At 65.6% G+C, this 16457-nt stretch carries 15 protein-coding genes; 11 read left to right on the top strand and 4 right to left on the bottom strand.

Features of this window, described 5'->3' with window-relative positions; translation table 11 throughout:
- Positions 1-25 precede the first annotated feature (25 nt).
- Complete coding sequence (locus N6H05_RS09440; protein WP_284113628.1) at positions 26-922, top strand: shikimate dehydrogenase; 897 nt, start codon at positions 26-28, stop codon at positions 920-922.
- Positions 919-2232 (top strand): carbohydrate porin, encoded by a 1314-nt coding sequence (locus N6H05_RS09435; RefSeq protein WP_284113627.1) that lies wholly within the window; start codon positions 919-921, stop codon positions 2230-2232. The genes N6H05_RS09440 and N6H05_RS09435 overlap by 4 nt, the downstream gene beginning before the upstream one ends.
- A gap of 6 nt (positions 2233-2238) precedes the next feature.
- Here the strand turns inward: N6H05_RS09435 and N6H05_RS09430 are convergent, their stop codons facing one another.
- The gene (locus N6H05_RS09430; RefSeq protein ID WP_284113626.1) at positions 2239-4110 is read right to left on the bottom strand and encodes a bifunctional sugar phosphate isomerase/epimerase/4-hydroxyphenylpyruvate dioxygenase family protein; all 1872 of its coding nucleotides are present in this window, start codon (positions 4108-4110) and stop codon (positions 2239-2241) included.
- Between the two features lie 102 nt (positions 4111-4212).
- Positions 4213-4692, bottom strand: a complete 480-nt coding sequence (locus tag N6H05_RS09425) for a c-type cytochrome (RefSeq protein WP_284113625.1) — start codon at positions 4690-4692, stop codon at positions 4213-4215.
- A gap of 213 nt (positions 4693-4905) precedes the next feature.
- On the opposite strand from N6H05_RS09425, the gene N6H05_RS09420 reads away from it, so the two are divergent.
- The 8 genes from N6H05_RS09420 to N6H05_RS09385 all read left to right on the top strand — a co-directional run bounded on the left by N6H05_RS09420 (position 4906) and on the right by N6H05_RS09385 (position 10798).
- Positions 4906-5559: a TetR/AcrR family transcriptional regulator gene (locus N6H05_RS09420; protein ID WP_004208329.1), complete on the top strand. Its 654-nt coding sequence runs from the start codon at positions 4906-4908 to the stop codon at positions 5557-5559.
- Between the two features lie 73 nt (positions 5560-5632).
- Entirely contained in the window at positions 5633-6814 is a 1182-nt protein-coding gene (locus tag N6H05_RS09415) for an MFS transporter (RefSeq protein WP_284113623.1), read from the top strand.
- Positions 6815-6959: 145 nt separating this feature from the next.
- Entirely contained in the window at positions 6960-8138 is a 1179-nt protein-coding gene (locus N6H05_RS09410; protein WP_284113622.1) for an amine dehydrogenase large subunit, read from the top strand.
- A gap of 2 nt (positions 8139-8140) precedes the next feature.
- Positions 8141-8674 (top strand): MauE/DoxX family redox-associated membrane protein, encoded by a 534-nt coding sequence (locus N6H05_RS09405; RefSeq protein WP_284113621.1) that lies wholly within the window; start codon positions 8141-8143, stop codon positions 8672-8674.
- Positions 8675-8681: 7 nt separating this feature from the next.
- Positions 8682-9284 carry a thioredoxin domain-containing protein gene (locus N6H05_RS09400; RefSeq protein ID WP_284113620.1) on the top strand — a complete coding sequence of 201 codons (603 nt, stop codon included), beginning with the start codon at positions 8682-8684 and terminating at the stop codon, positions 9282-9284.
- A 25-nt stretch (positions 9285-9309) separates the two neighbouring features.
- On the top strand, positions 9310-9855 hold the full coding sequence (locus N6H05_RS09395) for a methylamine dehydrogenase light chain (RefSeq protein ID WP_284113619.1): 546 nt from the start codon (positions 9310-9312) through the stop codon (positions 9853-9855).
- 12 nt (positions 9856-9867) lie between these two features.
- On the top strand, positions 9868-10380 hold the full coding sequence (locus N6H05_RS09390; RefSeq protein WP_284113618.1) for a c-type cytochrome: 513 nt from the start codon (positions 9868-9870) through the stop codon (positions 10378-10380).
- A 64-nt stretch (positions 10381-10444) separates the two neighbouring features.
- Positions 10445-10798: a hypothetical protein gene (locus N6H05_RS09385; RefSeq protein WP_284113617.1), complete on the top strand. Its 354-nt coding sequence runs from the start codon at positions 10445-10447 to the stop codon at positions 10796-10798.
- Between the two features lie 161 nt (positions 10799-10959).
- Here the strand turns inward: N6H05_RS09385 and N6H05_RS09380 are convergent, their stop codons facing one another.
- Together N6H05_RS09380 and N6H05_RS09375 are read right to left on the bottom strand one after the other, a co-directional pair.
- A complete protein-coding gene (locus N6H05_RS09380) occupies positions 10960-11232 on the bottom strand; it encodes a hypothetical protein (RefSeq protein ID WP_284113616.1) in 273 nt (90 codons plus the stop codon).
- Positions 11233-11282: 50 nt separating this feature from the next.
- Positions 11283-13910, bottom strand: coding sequence for a TonB-dependent receptor (locus N6H05_RS09375; protein WP_284114201.1), 2628 nt, complete (start codon positions 13908-13910; stop codon positions 11283-11285).
- Between the two features lie 445 nt (positions 13911-14355).
- On the opposite strand from N6H05_RS09375, the gene N6H05_RS09370 reads away from it, so the two are divergent.
- On the top strand, positions 14356-16389 hold the full coding sequence (locus tag N6H05_RS09370) for a tetratricopeptide repeat-containing sulfotransferase family protein (protein WP_284113615.1): 2034 nt from the start codon (positions 14356-14358) through the stop codon (positions 16387-16389).
- Positions 16390-16457 lie beyond the last annotated feature (68 nt).

Raw genomic sequence — 16457 nt, 5'->3', positions numbered from 1 at the left:
CCGCCCCTCTTCCAAGGATAATGCCATGTTCCAGTCCCCCGCGCCCGTCGCGGATCGCCCCCGCGCGTCCATTCTCTGCGGCCTGATCGGCCAGGGCATTGCCGGATCGCGCAGCCCGCACATGCACGAGACGGAGGCAAAGGCGCTCGGCCTGACCCTCGTCTACCGCATCCTCGATGCCGATCGGATGGGCTATGACGCGGACGACCTGCCCCGCCTGCTGCCGATGCTGGGGGCGATAGGCTTTGACGGGATCAACGTCACCCATCCCTTCAAGCAGGCGGTCATCCCCTTGCTCGACAGCCTGTCCGACGCGGCGCGGGCATTGGGCGCGGTCAACACCATATTGTTCCGCAACGGCCGGGCGCATGGCGACAATACGGACTGGTCGGGCTATCGCGCCCATTTCCTCGCCGGCCTCGCCGATCGCCCGCGCGGCCGGATCGCGATGATCGGTGCGGGCGGCGCGGCGGCAGCGGTCGGCTATGCCCATCTCGACCTTGGCGCGACGCATCTTGCCATCGTCGATCCGGCACAGGAGCGCGCGGCGGCGCTGGCCGATCGGCTTGGCGCACTCTTCCCGGCGGCGCAGGTGCAGGCCATGGCCCAAGCGGCCGATGCCATCGCGGACGCCGATGGCGTGGTCCAGACCTCCCCGATCGGCATGCTCAGCCATCCCGGCCTGCCCTTCGATCCCGATCTGCTGGCGTCCGATCAATGGGTGTCGGACATCATCTATTTCCCGCTGCACACCCCGTTGCTGATGGCCGCGCAGGCGAAGGGCTGCGCCATACTGACCGGCGGCGGCATGGCGGTGATGCAGGCTGCCCATGCCTTCGCCCTGTTCACAGGCCTCGCGCCGGACAGCGAGCGCATGCTGGCGGACTTTGCCCGCGCGACCGATGCGGCTGTCACGCCATGATCGCCGACAGCCCGCCCGCCATCGTCCTGCCCGTCCAGGTCGCCGAAGCGGTGAAGCCCGCCCCGCAATTGCAGGGGCCGCCCGCCGGACCGCAGACGCCCCCACCCCCGCCGCCGGCCGCGCCCCAGGCCGGCTGGCGCACAAGACTCAGGGACAGCGGCATCAACCTCACCTTCTCCTATGTCTCCGAAAGCGCCGCATCGATCAGCGGCGGGCGCGATCAGGGGGCGGCCTATACCCAGCAATTGCTGGCATCGGCGGTCGTCGACACCGGCAAGGCGTTCGGCCTTGACGGCGGCAAGATCATCGCGACGATCATCCATCGCAAGGGGCAGGATCTGACCGCCACCCGCATCAGCAATCTGTTCGAGGTACAGGAACTGTTCGGCGGCGGGCAGGATCTGCGGCCGGCGGAACTCAGCTATGAGCAGCAGTTGAACGGCGGCCGGACCGCGTTCAAGATCGGCCTCTATCATACGGGCGACGATTTCGCGACCTTGCCCTCGGGCTGCCAGTTCCAGAATTTCGCCTTCTGCCCGCGCCCGACCACGCTCTTCTACAATAGCGGCTTTTCCGGCTTCCCGATCCCGCGCTGGGGCATCCGCGCCCGACAGGACATCGGCCATGGGCTGAGCCTCACCGTCGCCGCCTTCGAAGTGAACAGCATCCGCGCCCAGACCGGCAATGGCTGGCAACTGGCGCCGCGGTTCGACAGTATCGTCCTGCCGGTCGAACTGGGCTGGAAATCGGGCCAGGGCGCGGGGCAATTGCCCGGCCTGGTCCGGCTCGGCGGCCTCATCGATACCACCGACAAGCCCGATGTCTATGCCGACGCCAATGGCGATTCCTACGCCTTGTCCGGTCTCGCCCCGGCCACCCGGCACGAACGGTGGAGCGCCTGGGCCATGGCGGAAAAGATGATCGTCCGGTTCGGCCCCGGCGAACGCGGCCTGTCGCTGTTCGGCACCATGACACTGTCCGACCGGGCGACCGCGCGCGTACCCTTCTTCCTGAGCGGCGGCTTCGTCGCGCGCGGCCCGTGGGACAATCGGCCCAGGGACAATTTCGGTCTCGGCCTCGTCTATGCCAGGGTCAATCCGCGCATCGCCGATAGACAGCGCGACCAGCAGTCGTTGGGCCAGGATGTCGATCCGCAACGCTGGGAAGCGAGCGGCGAAATCTTCTATGGCTGGCAGGCGACCCGCGCATTGCTGCTGCGCCCCAACCTCCAATATATCCACCGCGTCGGGGCGACGAGCCGCTATCCCGATGCGGTGGTGGCCGGCATGACGATCAAGCTGATCCTCTGACCCCGCTCAATCAACCGGGTTCTCGGCGCGGAACCGGTTCTGCGCGGCCAGCCGCACACCGGCATTGGGCGCGCCATAGCCCATATAGCCGGCCGCGCGCTGAACGAACTCGAAGAAGAACAGCTTGTCGAAAGCGCGGCTGTAGAGCTGCCAGAAGCCGTGGCCATCGGCATCCTCGTCATAGAGGATGCCCAGCGCCTGCATCCGCGCCACCAGCGCATCGTCAAAGCCGAAGCGGGCGGCAATGTCCGCATAATAATTGGCCGGAATGGTCAGCACCGCCGCGCCCTCATCGCGCAGTGCCTGCGCCGTCGCGAAGATATCGTCGGTCGCCAGCGCCACATGCTGATAGCCGCCGCCAATCCCCTGATCGAGGAAGCGGGACGATAGCGTCTCGCGCGCATCCGACGCATTGAGCGTCACGCGGAAGGCGCCGTCGGGCGCCTGCAAGGCCTGGCTATACACCAGTCCCGACGGATCGATCACATCCTGCGCCGCCTTGGCCTCCAGCCCGAACAGGGCGCGCCAGTAAAGCTGCCAGGACAGGAATTCGTCATTATGGACGACGGCGGCGAGATGGTCGAAGCCATGGGCATGGACCGGCGCATCGGGTTCCGCCTCGATCGCCTGGAACTCGCGCGCCCACAGCCCTTCGACCTCATTATCGTCGATCAGATAGACCAGGCTGCCGCCGACCCCGCGCAGCGCCGGCATCGCCATGCGGCCGGGGCGGCCTTCCGCGCTATAGGCATTGATCCCCAGCGCCGCTGCGCGCGCCTGCACCGCCGCCTTGTCCCTCACCCGCACGCCGATCGCGCAGATGGACGATCCATGCGCCGCACGATAGGCGCTGGCAAAGCCCTTGGGTTCGGCATTGACCACCAGGTTGACGCCGTCCTGGCGCCATCGCGTCACCTTCTTCTGGCGGTGCTCGCCGGCAAGACTGAAGCCCAGTGTCGCCAGCGTGCGGCCCAGCCGCGCGGAATCGGCGCTGGCGGTGGTGAATTCCACGAACTCGGCGCCCAGCACCGGCTCCGGCGCGGGCATGGTCGACGGGCGCCCCAACTGTCGCAGCGCTGCGTCGCGCACATAGTCGAGCGAACGATGCCCGTCCTCCGCCACCAGCGTCGCGGCATTGGAGCGGAACCGGTCGTTGAAGATTTCCAGCGACAACGGCCCGTCATAGCCGGTGGCCAATATCTCCGCGACGAAGCCGGCGACATCCAGCCCGCCCTGCCCCGGCAGGTTGCGGAAATGGCGGCTCCAGTAGAGCAGGTCCATGTCGAGCAGTGGCGCATCGGCGAGTTGGACGAAGACGATCTTGTCGCCACGGATATCGCGGATGCTGTCACTCGGAATCTTGCGCGACAGCGAATGGAAGCTGTCGAGGATGATGCCGATATGGGGATGGTCGACCTGCTCTACGATCGACCAGACATCGCGATGATCGAACACATGTCGCCCCCAGGCCAGCGCCTCATAGCCGACAAATATCCCGCGCTTGGCCGCCCGCTCGCCGAGGTCCCGGAAATCGTCGACGATCCGCTCCCGCTCCCCCAGCGAGGCGGGCGAGCAGTTGGAGCAGACCAGGATGCGATCGGTGCCCAGTTCGCCCATCAGGTCGAACTTGCGCTCGGCCCGGTCGAAGGCGCGCTGGCGCAGCGCGCCCGGCATCCCCTCGAAATCGCGGAAGGGCTGGTAGAGCATGCAGGCAAGCCCCAGATCGTCCAGCATGCGCCGCACGTCCCGCGGCGCCAGTTCCGACCCGATCAGGTCATTCTCGAATATCTCGACCCCGGCAAAGCCGGCCGCGGCAGCGGCGCGCAATTTCTCTTCGAGCGTGCCGCGCAGCGAGACGGTGGCGATGGCGTTGGACATTGGGGATCTCCTTGGAGTTCCCTTATCCCACAGCCCGGCACCACCGTTTAACCGCTCAAGACCGACTATCCCATAGCATAGAGTTATAGGATGTCCGCCCGATCAGGACGGGATCAGCCCCTTGCCCGCCAGCCGGCCGCGCTCGGCCGCGACCTGCGCCGCGGTCTGCTTGCCGCCGGCGCGCACCTTGGCGACCTCCGCCGCGGTGAAGGGCGCGGCGGGCTTGGCCGCCTTCTTCAGCGACACGGCGTGGTTCAGCACGTCGGCAATATCCTGGTCGGACATGGTGCCCATGCCGGGCATCAGGCCGGTGATCTTCCTGTCGTCCACGGTGATCGGGCCGTAAATGCCATAGAGCAGCACCATGGCGAGATAGCGCCGCCCTTCCGGACTGGTCGCGATCTGCGCCACCCGGCCATTGAGGCGCGGAAACTGGCCCGGCAGGCCCGCGCCCGAGGGCTGATGGCACATGGAGCAGCGGTTGGCGAAGGTCTGCGGACCGGTCGCCTGTACCGCCCCAGGCAACGCGATCGCCCCGACCGCCAGCAGAGAGAATGTGACGCGCTTGATACCCTGAATCATCGCCTGAAATGTCCCCGCACATATGGACGTTTGCCCCGGAAGCCGCCCCCGCCAGGGTGCCGCACCGGATTTCACGCCTCTTCCCAAGATTATGTGGATGAGTGAATACTGGACAGTCTTCAAATATTCGTCAAGCCCGCCGTTGCGAGCGATGCGCAAAGGGTGGCGAGCCGGGCCGCGCCGTGGTAGGAGGGCCGCCAAGGCAGATGTGATATGATACTCGCTCCCTCACGGCCCGGCATCTATGCCCGCGGGTCCGAAACGGTGGACCAGATCCTCAAGGCGGCGCTGGACGTGCTGATCGACGAGGGTGCCGATGCCTTCACCCTGCGCCGCATCGCCGCGCGCTGCGACATGAAGGTCGGCAATGTCAGCTATCATTTCCCGCGCAAGGAAATGCTGATCCAGGTGATGCTGGACGAGATGCTGGAATCCTATGACAAGCTGCTGGAGGAGATGGTCCGCAAGCCCGGCCTCACCGCCGAGGAACGGCTCAAGCTGGTCATCATCCTGTGCTTGGAGGATATCCAGACCAAGCGCACCACCCATTTGTTCACCGAGCTCTGGGCGCTCGCCAACCAGAGCGAGTTCGTCGCCGACCGGGTGCGGCTGTTCTACAGCAAGGTGCATGAGGTGATCGGCGAATATGTCGCGCAGATCAATCCCGCCCTGTCCCCGGACGAGGTGCATAGCGTCGCCCTGTTCATCAGCGCGTCGATGGAAGGATCGACGCCGTTCCTGGGGCATCAGAAGCCCTGGGCGGCCAAGATGCCGGTCTTTACCGCCCTGGCGGCAATGTCGTTCGTGCATCTTGCCAAGACGGTGACTTCGCGCGATCTTGCAGGGCTGATGACAGAAGCGGCCTGACGCCGCCCCGAGGGGGAGAGATGGTCTGAACGGTAGGGGCGCCACCGGCGCCTGTTCATGCTGTGGGGCCATCATGACGCAAAGCCGTATATTGCCCGGATGGGCGCCGGACCGGACCATCGCCTGCATCGCGGCCGCCGCGCTCGCGCTGCTGCAACCCGGCATCGACCCCGTCTTCCTCACCCTGCTGACCGCCGCCACCGGGCTTGATCCGTCCGACCATGGCTGGATCGTCGGCGCAACCCAGGGCGGCATGGCGATCGGCGCGATCCTGGTCTGGCGCGGCGGGGCGCATCTGCCGACTGGCGCGCCGGCCTTCGCCGCACTGATCGCGTTGGCCGCCAGCCTGATAACGCCGGCGCTCGACGAGCTGGCAACGCTGATCGCCGCGCGCGGTCTGTTCGGCGTCGGCATGGGCGTCGCCTACACCCATGCGATGAGCGCGGCCGCCTCGCAACGTCCGACCGGCGCCTATGCCGCCGTCTTCCTGGTCCAGTTGCTGCTGTCCACCCTGGTCGCGCTGGCGCTGCCGGCGATCGGCGCCAGCGCCGGGCCGGCCGCTGCGCTGCGCCTGCTGGCGCTCGCGCCAATCGGCGTGCTGCTGCTCAGCCTGATGATGCCAGCCGCCGATCCGGCACAAACGCTGACCAGCGACGCCGATGAACGCGCGCCCACCCCGGCCCGCGCATGGGCACTCGCCGTCGCGCTGTTCTGCTTCATCGCCGCCACCATGATGATCTGGAGCTTTTCCGGCGCACTGGCACTGGCCGCCGGCATCGACGACAGCGTGATCGGCGAGGCAGTGGCGATCGGATCGGTGATCGGCGCGCTGACCGCGATCGCGCTGATGCGCGAACAGAGCATCGTGCCGCTGCCGCTGACCGGCCTGCTGTCCGCCGTCTGCCTGCTCGCCCCGCTCGCCCTCACTCGCCCCGGCGCGCCGACCCTGTTCATCCTGGCGATCGGCCTGCTCAATATCGGGTCGACCGCCACCATCATCCGCTTTTCCGGCCTTGCCACGGCAGCGGGCGGCGGCAGTCCGCTGTTCCGCCGCTTCGTCGCCTGCGTCCACAGCCTGGGCATGATCGCCGGGCCGGTGGCGGGATCGCTGCTGTCCGACGCCCTCGGGCGACAGGGGCTGGTCGATGGCGCGCTGGTCGCCCTCACCGGCGGCTGTTTCGCGCTGCTGATCGCTGCTGCACCCGACAGGCTGCGCCTGCCCCGGATCGAGGGCGTGAACGAGATTATCGCTTAGTTTTGCTGCGGCGCAAAAATATTTTGCAGGAAGCCCCTCCACCCTCTTGACCAATCCTTGACACTTGTCCAGCCTTCATTCCAGCAGCGAAACGCGGACCAGATGAGTCCAGCGCCGCCGCACCGATCAAGGGGGATCACGCCAGATGTCGAGCGCCGTCGTCAGGGGATTTTTCACCACCGCCGCCATAGGTTTCGCCCTGTGCGCAGCCATCACCGCCCATGCCGCGCCCGCCGACACCACGGCCGCGCTGGAACCGGAAACGTCCGATGTCGTGACGATGGAGCCGCCCAAGCCCAACTGGTTCTTCGTCGACGGCGGATGGGACATGCCGGGCACCAGCATCTTCGACGGCGACAGCGGCAAGATGGTGGGCATGGTCGAAACCCGGCGCCTCGCCGACATGGCGATCGATCCGGCCGGCAAATATTATTACGTCGCCGAAACCATCTGGTCGAAGGGCGATCGCGGCACGCGGCAGGACATGGTGTCGGTCTATGACACGCGCGAACTGAAGCTGATCACCGAAATCACCATTCCCGACCGGATCCTGATCGGATCGCGCAAGAACAACTTCATCATCAGCGACGATGGCAAGACCGGCTTCGTCTATAATCTCAGCCCCGCCTCCTCGGTGAACATCGTCGACCTGGTGAAGCGCAAGTTCGTCGCCAATGTCGAAGTGCCCGGCTGCGCCAGCATGATGCCCAATCCGGGCGTCGGCTTTTCCGCGCTGTGCGCCGACGGGTCGCTCGCCACCGTGAAACTGACCGGCAGCAAGGCCGACATCACCCATAGCACGCCCTTCTTCTCGGCCACCGACGATCCGATCTTCGACAATTTCACCTATGACCGGAAGAAGAAGGAAACGACGTTCCTCAGCTACACCGGCCAGATCTGGACCGCGAAGCTTGGCCCGGCGCCGACCATCTCCGCCCCCTTCTCGATCCAGGCCGCCGCCGGCATCCGCCCAGGCGAAACCAAGCCGCTGGAACTGAACTGGTATCCCGGCGGCCGCCAGCCGATGGCGCTGCACCGCGCGACCGGCCATTTGTTCGTGCTGATGCACATGGGCGAATATTGGTCGCACAAGGCGTCTGGCACGGAAGTGTGGGAAGTCGATCTCGCCACGCAGAAGGTGGTGAAGCGCCGCCCGCTGGAAGAGCCGATGAACAATATCGAGGTCACCCAGTCGGACAAGCCGCTGCTCATCATGGACGGCGAGAAGGGCACCGCCCTCGTCATCGACCTCGCCACCTGGGAGGAAAAGCACAAGATCGAGAAGGCCGGCGGCAGCACCATCACGGTCGCGGACCCGTCCTGACCATGACGCTGGGTCTGGCGATCGCCGCGCTGGCGGCTGCCATCGGGATCGGCCTCATCCTGTTGCAGGCCGGCCTGTCGAAGCTGCGCCACCGCATCCTGCTGCCCGGCGTGATCGCCAATTACCGGCTGCTGCCGCCGGCGCTGGTCGCGCCCGCCACGATCCTGCTGCCGCTGGCGGAGATCGCCATCGGCGCCACGCTGATCGCCGGCCTTGCCCCGGAGCCGGTGCTGCTTGCCATGCTGCTGCTTAGCCTCTTTGCGGGGGCGATGGCGATCAACATCGCGCGCGGGCGCAGCCATATCGACTGTGGCTGTGGACGTTCACAGTTACGCCATCCGATCGGCTGGCCGCTGGTGATCCGCAACCTGCTGCTGATCGCGCTGGTCGCGCCGCGCCTGCTGCCTACCCCGCCACTGTCTGCACTGGACATCGCCACCGCGGCCGCTGGCGGCATCGCCCTGTTCCTCGCCTTCCATCTGCTCGGCGCCATCCTGGCGCTGATCGCCACGCCCGCCGCCGCCTACCGGAGATAGAAGACCTATGCTGACCTCGCTCATCATCGCGCAGATCCTGTCCTGGGTCGCCATTTTCGCGCTCGGCATCGCCCTGCTGGCGGTCGCGCGGCAGGTCGGCGTACTCCATATCCGCGTCGCGCCCGCCGGCGCGCTCGCCACCAGCGGCGGCCCGGCGGTGGGCGACGCCATCGTCAAGATCGACGCCCGCACCATCGACGGCGCGCCTGTCACGATCGGCGGCCATGCCCATGGCACGGCGCTGCGCCTCTTGATGTTCGTCTCGGCCCAATGCCCGCTGTGCAAGAATATCATCCCGATGGCCAAATCCTTCGCGCGGGACGAGCGGGTCGCGCTGACCTTCGTGGGCGACGATGATGTCGCCGCCCAGCGCGCGATGATCGCCCAGCACGGGCTGGAGGCCCATGCCTTCGTCAACGGACCGGAGGCGGGCCAGGCCTATGGCGTCGCCAAGCTGCCCTTCGCCGTGCTGCTCGATGCCGAGGGCACCATCCTGTCCAAGGGACTGGTCAACAGCCGCGAGCATCTCGAAAGCCTGGTCGTCGCCCATGAAATGGGGATCGCCACGGTGCAGGATTATATCGGCTCGCTGAAAGCCCAGGCGGCCTGATCGCAAGTTAAAGGGGGTCCGTGACATGAAGAAGTTCGACGCCGACGCCATAGGGGAAAAGCTGCTACGCCGCCTCGCCGGGGGGACATCCCGCCGCTCGATGCTCTCGCGCCTGGGCGCCGCCCTGGTCGCTGCGCCTGCCTTCCCGCTGCTGCCGGTCAGCCGCGCCGAAGCGGCCAAGCCCGATCGCTCGCCCGAGGCCAAGACCGCCTTTGCCCGCACCGCGCAGAGCAAGGACGAGACCAAGTGCGACTATTGGCGCTATTGCGCGATCGACGGCGCGCTCTGCACTTGCTGCGGCGGCGGCATCCACAGTTGCCCAGCGGGCGCGGAACCCTCGCCCGTCTCCTGGGTCGGCACCTGCATCAACCCGGACGACGGCAAGGCCTATCTGATCGCCTATCGCGATTGCTGCGGCAAGCCGGCCTGCGGCCAGTGCGGCTGCGACAATACCGACCGCGAGACCCAGCTCTATATGCCCCAGCTCAACAATGATGTGATCTGGTGCTTCGGCACCAGCAGCATGGAATATCATTGTTCGACCGCCGTGCTGGTCGGCGCGGCCAGCTGAGGCCGGCAGGGCATGCGGCATGCGCTGCTGATCGGATCGCTGGCGCTGCTCGGCGCGGTCGGCATCGGCCGCGCCGCGCTGCCGCCGATGGGGATGTTGCCCAGCGCGATCACCGATCCCGATCTCGCTCGGTCCGACTATGTCGAAAATTGCGGCGGCTGCCACGGGGTGCAGGGCAGCGCCGCGCCTGCGGCCCTGCCCGAACTGCGCGGCCGGGTCGGCTGGTTCCTCTGCACCCCCGAGACCCGCGCCTATCTCATCCGCCTGCCCAATGTCGCGCTCAGCCGGATCAAGGATAATCAGCAACTGGCCGACATGATGAACTTCGTCGTCTTCGGCCTGGGCGGCGACAGCGTGCCGCAGGGCAGCACGCCCTTCACCGCCGAGGAAGTCGCCCATGAACGACGCTTCGCCTTGTCCGCCGCCTCGCTGACCGCCGAACGCGCCCGCCATGTCGAAACCGCGATCCGCAAATGCCACGCGCCCGCGTCCCTGCGGCAGATGTTTCCCTCGGAGGCGCGGTAGGGTCTATTAGGGGTGGGAAGCGGACAGGCAGCTTTTGGAGTGATGACCGGCGATAGCGGACGATGTGCGGAAAAGATCGTTCGGCAACAATCGCCCACTTGCGGTCATTACGGTTCAGCTTCAATCTCCCCCGATGGCAGTTTTATGCAGCAAGTTGAGATATTGGGCAGCGCAAATCACGGCGCTTCTTTTTGCTGCTTTGGCTCTTATTTTTACCATACGCTCGCTGGCCGAAGAAAGGGATGGCGCAGCAACATACGGCGCAACCGGATGGATTCAAACCATTGCACTTGTAAGCATACCCATCGTGATCTGGTGGACGCGCGGCAAGCGCGTGGCGCCCTATATCCAAGCCATGCAGATTGTCTTCATTCTCTCTGTAATACTGTGGTTGGCTTCGCTTCCACAGCACTCCTGATGCCCGCTGTGCGCAGGAACCGGCGACTGCTTCCACCAAATCGAGCCTTTTGATCCTCGATTTGCCATTAGCGTCAATGACCAGTTTCAGGGATGCAGATTCCAATGACGAGTGGCAAGGAATGGCCGCTTCCAGACGATCCAGAACATCGCCCCTCCCCTTTATTTCCGGCCTTCCTGCCGCTCCACCGGCCAGCAATTGGTGCAGCGCCGCCAGCAACTGACGCCCGGCATCGCGACCGCCGGCTTCAAGCTCGGCTCAGGATGCAGCCCTGCCAATATCTCCGGTGAAACCCCCTCCGGCGCGGCGCGGCTGTGGCACATCAGGCATCGGGCGCGATAGGCTGCGCGGGTCAGGCCGGAATGATCCTCCTGCGCGCGCGGCGCCACCGGCATGGCGAGCAACATGCCCGCCACCCCGATGAAAATGGCCATGCCCCGCGCGCATATCGTGCGGGGCATGGCCATACTGTTCGGCGACCTGTTTAGAATTTTTGGCCGAACCTTATGCCGAAGAATTGCGGCTTGATCGTGAAGGTGCGCGAGCTGTTGGCGCAGAAGTCGATCGAGCAGAAGGTGTTGCGCGTCAGCTGCCCACGCTTGTCGAAGGCGTTCTGCAGGAACAGGGTGACGCTCCAATTATCCTTCTTGATCCCGCCCGAAAAATCGAAGCTGACAAAGCCCTTGGTATTGCCCAGCAGCTCGTTGCTCTCGACGTTCAGATCCTGCGTCGCGCCGGTCTGGTAGAGCGCCGCGCCCTGGATATAGGCGGCATAGTCGCCCAGGTCGGTGTCATAGCGGATCGATGTCGTCCCCTTGAAGCGCGGCTGGCGCGGCAGGCGGGTGCCGTTGGCGGCCGCGACCTGCGGCGTCGGCGGGCTCGATCCTTCGACAAATTCGCCCAGCGTACAGCTGCTCAGCTGCGCGATGGACTCGGTCGCGGTATTGAGCGCGAAGTTGCAGAAATCGCCCTTCAGCTTGGCATCGTTGAACGCGCCGGAGGTGGAGATCGTCACCTTGCCCAGCCGCAGGTCGGCATCATATTCGACGCCCTTGACCTCGGCCTTGCCGGCATTGCCGGTCATGCCTGCGCCCTGTGCGCCCGACACGACCACGCCATATTGGATATTGTTCCACTTCTCATAATAGACGGCGGCGTTGAAGCGGAAGATATTGTTCCAGGTGGTCTTCACGCCGACTTCGAAATTGGTCAGCGTTTCCGACTTGAACGGCGCGACATTGACGATCTTGCCCAGGCTGCGGATGCGCAGCGGCCGGTTGAACCCGCCGGGGCGGAATCCGGTCGAATAGTTGAAATAGACCATCTTGTCGGGCTGGAACTGCCAGTCGAGCGCGACCTTGTGGGTCTCGCCATCCTCCTTGTAGCGGCCGGTGCCGTCCGCCGCATTGGGGTTGGTGTTGACGCAGGTCAGCCGCTCGTCATCGGGCAGCGGCGTGGTACAGCCCACGCCTGCGGCCGATCCGGCCACGCCGGCAAAGCCCCGAACCTTATAGTCGGTCCAGAAATAGCGAATGCCGCCGGTCAGCTTCAGCGTCGGCGTGATGTTGTAATGGCCTTCGGCAAAGATCGCCTTGTCATGATAGAGCTGGTCCTGCTCGACATAATAGAAGGCGTCGCCCTTCACCGCCTGGGTGCCGAGGATCATCGTGCCGAGCGGATTGCCGTTGGCGTTGATGACGTCGCTGGTATCGAAATAGGGATTGCCATCCTCGTCATAGGCGATGCCATACATGGCCGGCACGCCGATCAGCCCGCCCGCCACATCGCCGCCGCCGGTCGCGGTATAGCCGGTGATCGTGTCGAGCCCGCGGATCGCATAGCTGGTGTTCAGCTCATTCTTCTGCCGCTGGTAGAAGCCGCCGACTGTCACGTCGAACGGCCAGTCCTTGGGCGTCGAGATCCGCAATTCCTGGGTGAATTTGTTGCGGTGCGTGTCGGCATGATAATATTGGGTCGGGTTGATCATCTGGCACTGCTGGCTGGCGCCGGAGCCGGTGCAATTGTCGAAGAATTGCAGATAGCTTTCATAGCCCGGCCCGAAGCCGTCATAGGTGACCGTGTAATAGGTATAGTCGTTCAGCGTGCGGGTGCGGCGCTTGAAATAGCCGGTGGCCGAGACGATGTCCCAGTCGCCGATATGGCCGTGGATCGACAGCGCCGCCTGATACCAGCGATCGTCATTCTTGGTCTGGTCATAGTCATGGACTTCCAGGTCGCCGACCCGCGGATCATAGCCGAAATAGCCGCGTGCCACCTGCTTCTGGGCCGTGATCTCGGGCGTGATGTCCCAGCCCTCGGTCGGCTGCCACAGCAGCTGGAAGCGGCCGCCAAATTCGCGGATGGTGTTGTAATCATCCTTGGCGATGTCGCTGTTGTCGAGCGTGTAGGATGTGTTGGGGTTGTTGTCGCCCAGCGTCAGGGTCGACGAACTGCCATCGTTGAACGTGCCATTGTTCGGCGTGTTATCGATATAGCCGCCGTCGCGGCGATAATAGCCCATGGCGCGCACCGCCAGCGTCGGCGCCAGCGGCACGTTGATGTAGGATTCCAGCTGGCCGCCGAAATCGCCCTTGCCATATTTATTGGCTTCCACGTCATAGCCGAACTCGAACTTGTCGAGCTTGGGCTTGTTGGTGATGAGGCGGATGGTGCCGGCCAGCGAGCCTGCGCCATAGAGCGTGCCCTGCGGCCCGGACAGCGCCTCGACCCGCTCCAGGTCATAGGCATGGATATCGGGCACTTCGGTGCCGGTGATCGGCATGTCGTCGAGATAATAGCCGACCGAGGCATAGGCGCCGCCGGCGGGCACGATGCCGCGGAAGAAGGCGGTGTTGCGACCGGGGCCAATGCCCTCGAACGAGACCGACGGCAGCAGGGCGGCGAAATCGCTCAGGCCCTTCACCTGTCGTTCCTGCAATTTCTCCGCGCCCAGCGCCTGCATCGAAATCGGCACCTTCTGGATGCTCTGCGCGCTGCGCGTCGCGGTGACGACGATCTCGCCCAACCCCTGTTCGGCCTCGGCGGCGGCCGCATCGGCTGCGGCGGCATCCGCCGCCGGGGCCTGCGCCAGTGCCGGCGCGGACAGGATCATCGGTGTGAGGAACGTGCTCGTGCCAAGCGCGCAGAACGTGCGCACTCTTCGCGAGCGGAGACGAATGGCCATACGAATACCCCCTGATACGCGTTGCGACTCGTCCTCTCCTGCGAAATTCGCCCGGTGCTCCGGGTCTCCTTCCCTGACGCGTTCGCGTGGCCTCGCGCACCGGCGGCCGACAGAGCGAAGGATGCCCCGCCCGAAAGAGAGACTCTTTCAGGATCGCCGCCAGACGCTGGCCACGCTGTTTATCTGTTCCATAATCCCCGGACAGTTCGCTTTTGCAGCAATCAGAACAACTGTCCTAAATTCGATACTGCCGATCGGACACGCCCTGTCAAGCGGCTGTTCGGCGACTTTTTGAAACTTTTACGACAAGCTGACTCGACGCCCGCCTGCAGCCGACATAAGATTTTGAGCAGTCGCACAAATATGAGGGGCTATGGGGAACGCGTCCGCCGTACCGGCAACCGACAGCATCCAGACGGCGCTGGCAGGCGCTGCCGCCCTGCTCGACGCCCGCCCCGATGCGGCATTGGCGCAGGCCGAAGCGATCCTGCGCCGGGCCGGGCGCCTGCCCCCCGCCGAACTGCTGATCGGCCAGGCATTGCGTCGCCTCGGCAAGCCCAAGGCCGCACTGGCCCGGCTCGCCCCCCTCGCCCGCCAGCATCCCAGCGTCCCGGCGATATTGTGGGAATTGGCGCAGGCGGCGCGGGAAGCCGGCGACCAGCGCCAGGCGATCGGCGCGCTCGAAAGTCTGACCCGCCAGCAACCGGGCGTCCCCGGCGGCTGGTTCCTGCTGGCCGGACTGCTCCGCGCGAGTGGGCGGGACAGAGATGCCTGGCGCGCCGACCTGTCCGGCGTTCATGCCGCCTCGCGCGATCGCGACCTGCTGGCAGCAGCAATGGCGATGAACGAGGGGCGGCTGGACGATGCGGCAGCGCTGCTGGCGGCGCGCGCCGATCGCCTACCCGACGATCCCGCCGGCATCCGCCTCATGGGTGAGGTGCAATGGCGACGCGGCGACATGAATGCCGCCCTCGCTCATGTCGAGCGCGCCGTCGCGCTGGCGCCCGGCTTCGACCTCGCCCGCGACTTTCTGATCCGCCTGCTGCTGCAGAATAACCGCCTGAGCGAAGCGCTCGCCCATGCCGAAACCCTCGCCCACTCGCCGATCCATAATCCGGGCTATGACCTCATCCGCGCATCGGTGCTGGTGCGGCTGGGCGATCAGGACGCGGCACGCTCCATTTATGAAAGCCTGCTGGCCGATCGTCCCGACCAGCCACAGGTCTGGCAGAATCTGGGTCATGCGCTCAAGACGCTGGGGCGACAGGCCGACGCGGTCCATGCCTATCGCCAGGCCGTGCATCATCGCCCGACCATGGGCGAAGCCTGGTGGAGCCTCGCCAACCTCAAGACCGTGACGCTGGACGCCGCCGACATCGCCACGATGGAGCGCGCGCTCGAAACGCTGGCCCGCGATGGCCAGACGGAGGGCGAGGATGTCTTCCACCTCCATTTCTCGCTCGGCAAGGCGCATGAGGATCGCAAGGCGGACGAAGCCGCCTTCCGCCATTATGACGCCGGCAACCGGCTGCGCCGCGCGATGATCCGCCATGATGCCGGCGAATTTTCCGCCGAAGTCGCAGCCACCGCCACGACCTTCAGCGCGCCCTTCATCGCCGCCATGGGCGATGGCGGCTGCCCCGCGCCCGACCCGATCTTCATCGTCGGCCTGCCGCGCGCGGGATCGACATTGGTCGAACAGATCCTCGCCAGCCACAGCCAGGTCGAAGGCACGATGGAACTGCCCGAGATGATGATGATCGCCAGCCGCCTGCAATCGCGGGTGGATGAAGGCGAATTTGCCGATTTTGCGGCCATGGCAGCGTCGCTTGGCCCGGCCGACCGCCGGCGGCTGGGCGAGGAATATGTCGAGCAGACCCGCGTCCACCGACAGAGCGGCAAGCCGCGCTTCATCGACAAGATGCCCAACAACTGGCAGCATGTCGGCCTCATCAAGCTGATCCTGCCCAATGCCAGCATCATCGACGCGCGCCGTCATCCGATGGGCTGCTGCTTTTCCGGCTGGAAACAGCATTTTGCGCGCGGCCAGGCCTTCACCTATGACCTCACCGACATCGGCCTTTATTATCGCGACTATGTCGCGCTGATGGCCGCCTATGACGCGGCCGCGCCGGGCCGGGTCCATCGCGTCATCTACGAACAGATGGTCGCCGACACGCCGGGTGAGGTCGACCGGCTGCTCGCCTATCTCGGCCTCGATTTCGAGGCGGCCTGCCTGTCCTTCTGGCAGACCGACCGGGCGGTGCGCACAGCCAGTTCCGAACAGGTGCGCCAGCCCATCTATACCGGCGGCGTCGATCATTGGCGGCGCTTCGAACCCTGGCTGGCCCCATTGGCCGACGCGCTGGGGCCGATCGCGCACAGCTATCCCGACCTGCCGCGCTGATCATGCGCGCCTTTGCTCCCCTCCCTTCCAGGGAGGGGCCGGGGGTGGGTGCGCCACGAAGCGGCCGC

It is taken from the genome of Sphingobium sp. WTD-1 (assembly GCF_030128825.1).
Classification (GTDB): domain Bacteria; phylum Pseudomonadota; class Alphaproteobacteria; order Sphingomonadales; family Sphingomonadaceae; genus Sphingobium.
Note: the sequence above shows the minus strand (reverse complement) of the source record. Positions and strands in the feature narration are given on the sequence as shown.

Excerpts from the sequence above, each read along its gene's own strand:
- N6H05_RS09375 (WP_284114201.1), bottom strand. The coding sequence starts at position 13,910 with ATGATCCTGTCCGCGCCGGCACTGGCGCAGGCCCCGGCGGCGGATGCC.
- N6H05_RS09390 (WP_284113618.1), top strand. The coding sequence starts at position 9,868 with ATGCGGCATGCGCTGCTGATCGGATCGCTGGCGCTGCTCGGCGCGGTC.
- N6H05_RS09435 (WP_284113627.1), top strand. The coding sequence starts at position 919 with ATGATCGCCGACAGCCCGCCCGCCATCGTCCTGCCCGTCCAGGTCGCC.
- N6H05_RS09395 (WP_284113619.1), top strand. The coding sequence starts at position 9,310 with ATGAAGAAGTTCGACGCCGACGCCATAGGGGAAAAGCTGCTACGCCGC.
- N6H05_RS09370 (WP_284113615.1), top strand. The coding sequence starts at position 14,356 with ATGGGGAACGCGTCCGCCGTACCGGCAACCGACAGCATCCAGACGGCG.
- N6H05_RS09380 (WP_284113616.1), bottom strand. The coding sequence starts at position 11,232 with ATGGCCATTTTCATCGGGGTGGCGGGCATGTTGCTCGCCATGCCGGTG.
- N6H05_RS09420 (WP_004208329.1), top strand. The coding sequence starts at position 4,906 with ATGATACTCGCTCCCTCACGGCCCGGCATCTATGCCCGCGGGTCCGAA.
- N6H05_RS09400 (WP_284113620.1), top strand. The coding sequence starts at position 8,682 with ATGCTGACCTCGCTCATCATCGCGCAGATCCTGTCCTGGGTCGCCATT.
- N6H05_RS09415 (WP_284113623.1), top strand. The coding sequence starts at position 5,633 with ATGACGCAAAGCCGTATATTGCCCGGATGGGCGCCGGACCGGACCATC.
- N6H05_RS09410 (WP_284113622.1), top strand. The coding sequence starts at position 6,960 with ATGTCGAGCGCCGTCGTCAGGGGATTTTTCACCACCGCCGCCATAGGT.
- N6H05_RS09440 (WP_284113628.1), top strand. The coding sequence starts at position 26 with ATGTTCCAGTCCCCCGCGCCCGTCGCGGATCGCCCCCGCGCGTCCATT.
- N6H05_RS09425 (WP_284113625.1), bottom strand. The coding sequence starts at position 4,692 with ATGATTCAGGGTATCAAGCGCGTCACATTCTCTCTGCTGGCGGTCGGG.
- N6H05_RS09430 (WP_284113626.1), bottom strand. The coding sequence starts at position 4,110 with ATGTCCAACGCCATCGCCACCGTCTCGCTGCGCGGCACGCTCGAAGAG.
- N6H05_RS09405 (WP_284113621.1), top strand. The coding sequence starts at position 8,141 with ATGACGCTGGGTCTGGCGATCGCCGCGCTGGCGGCTGCCATCGGGATC.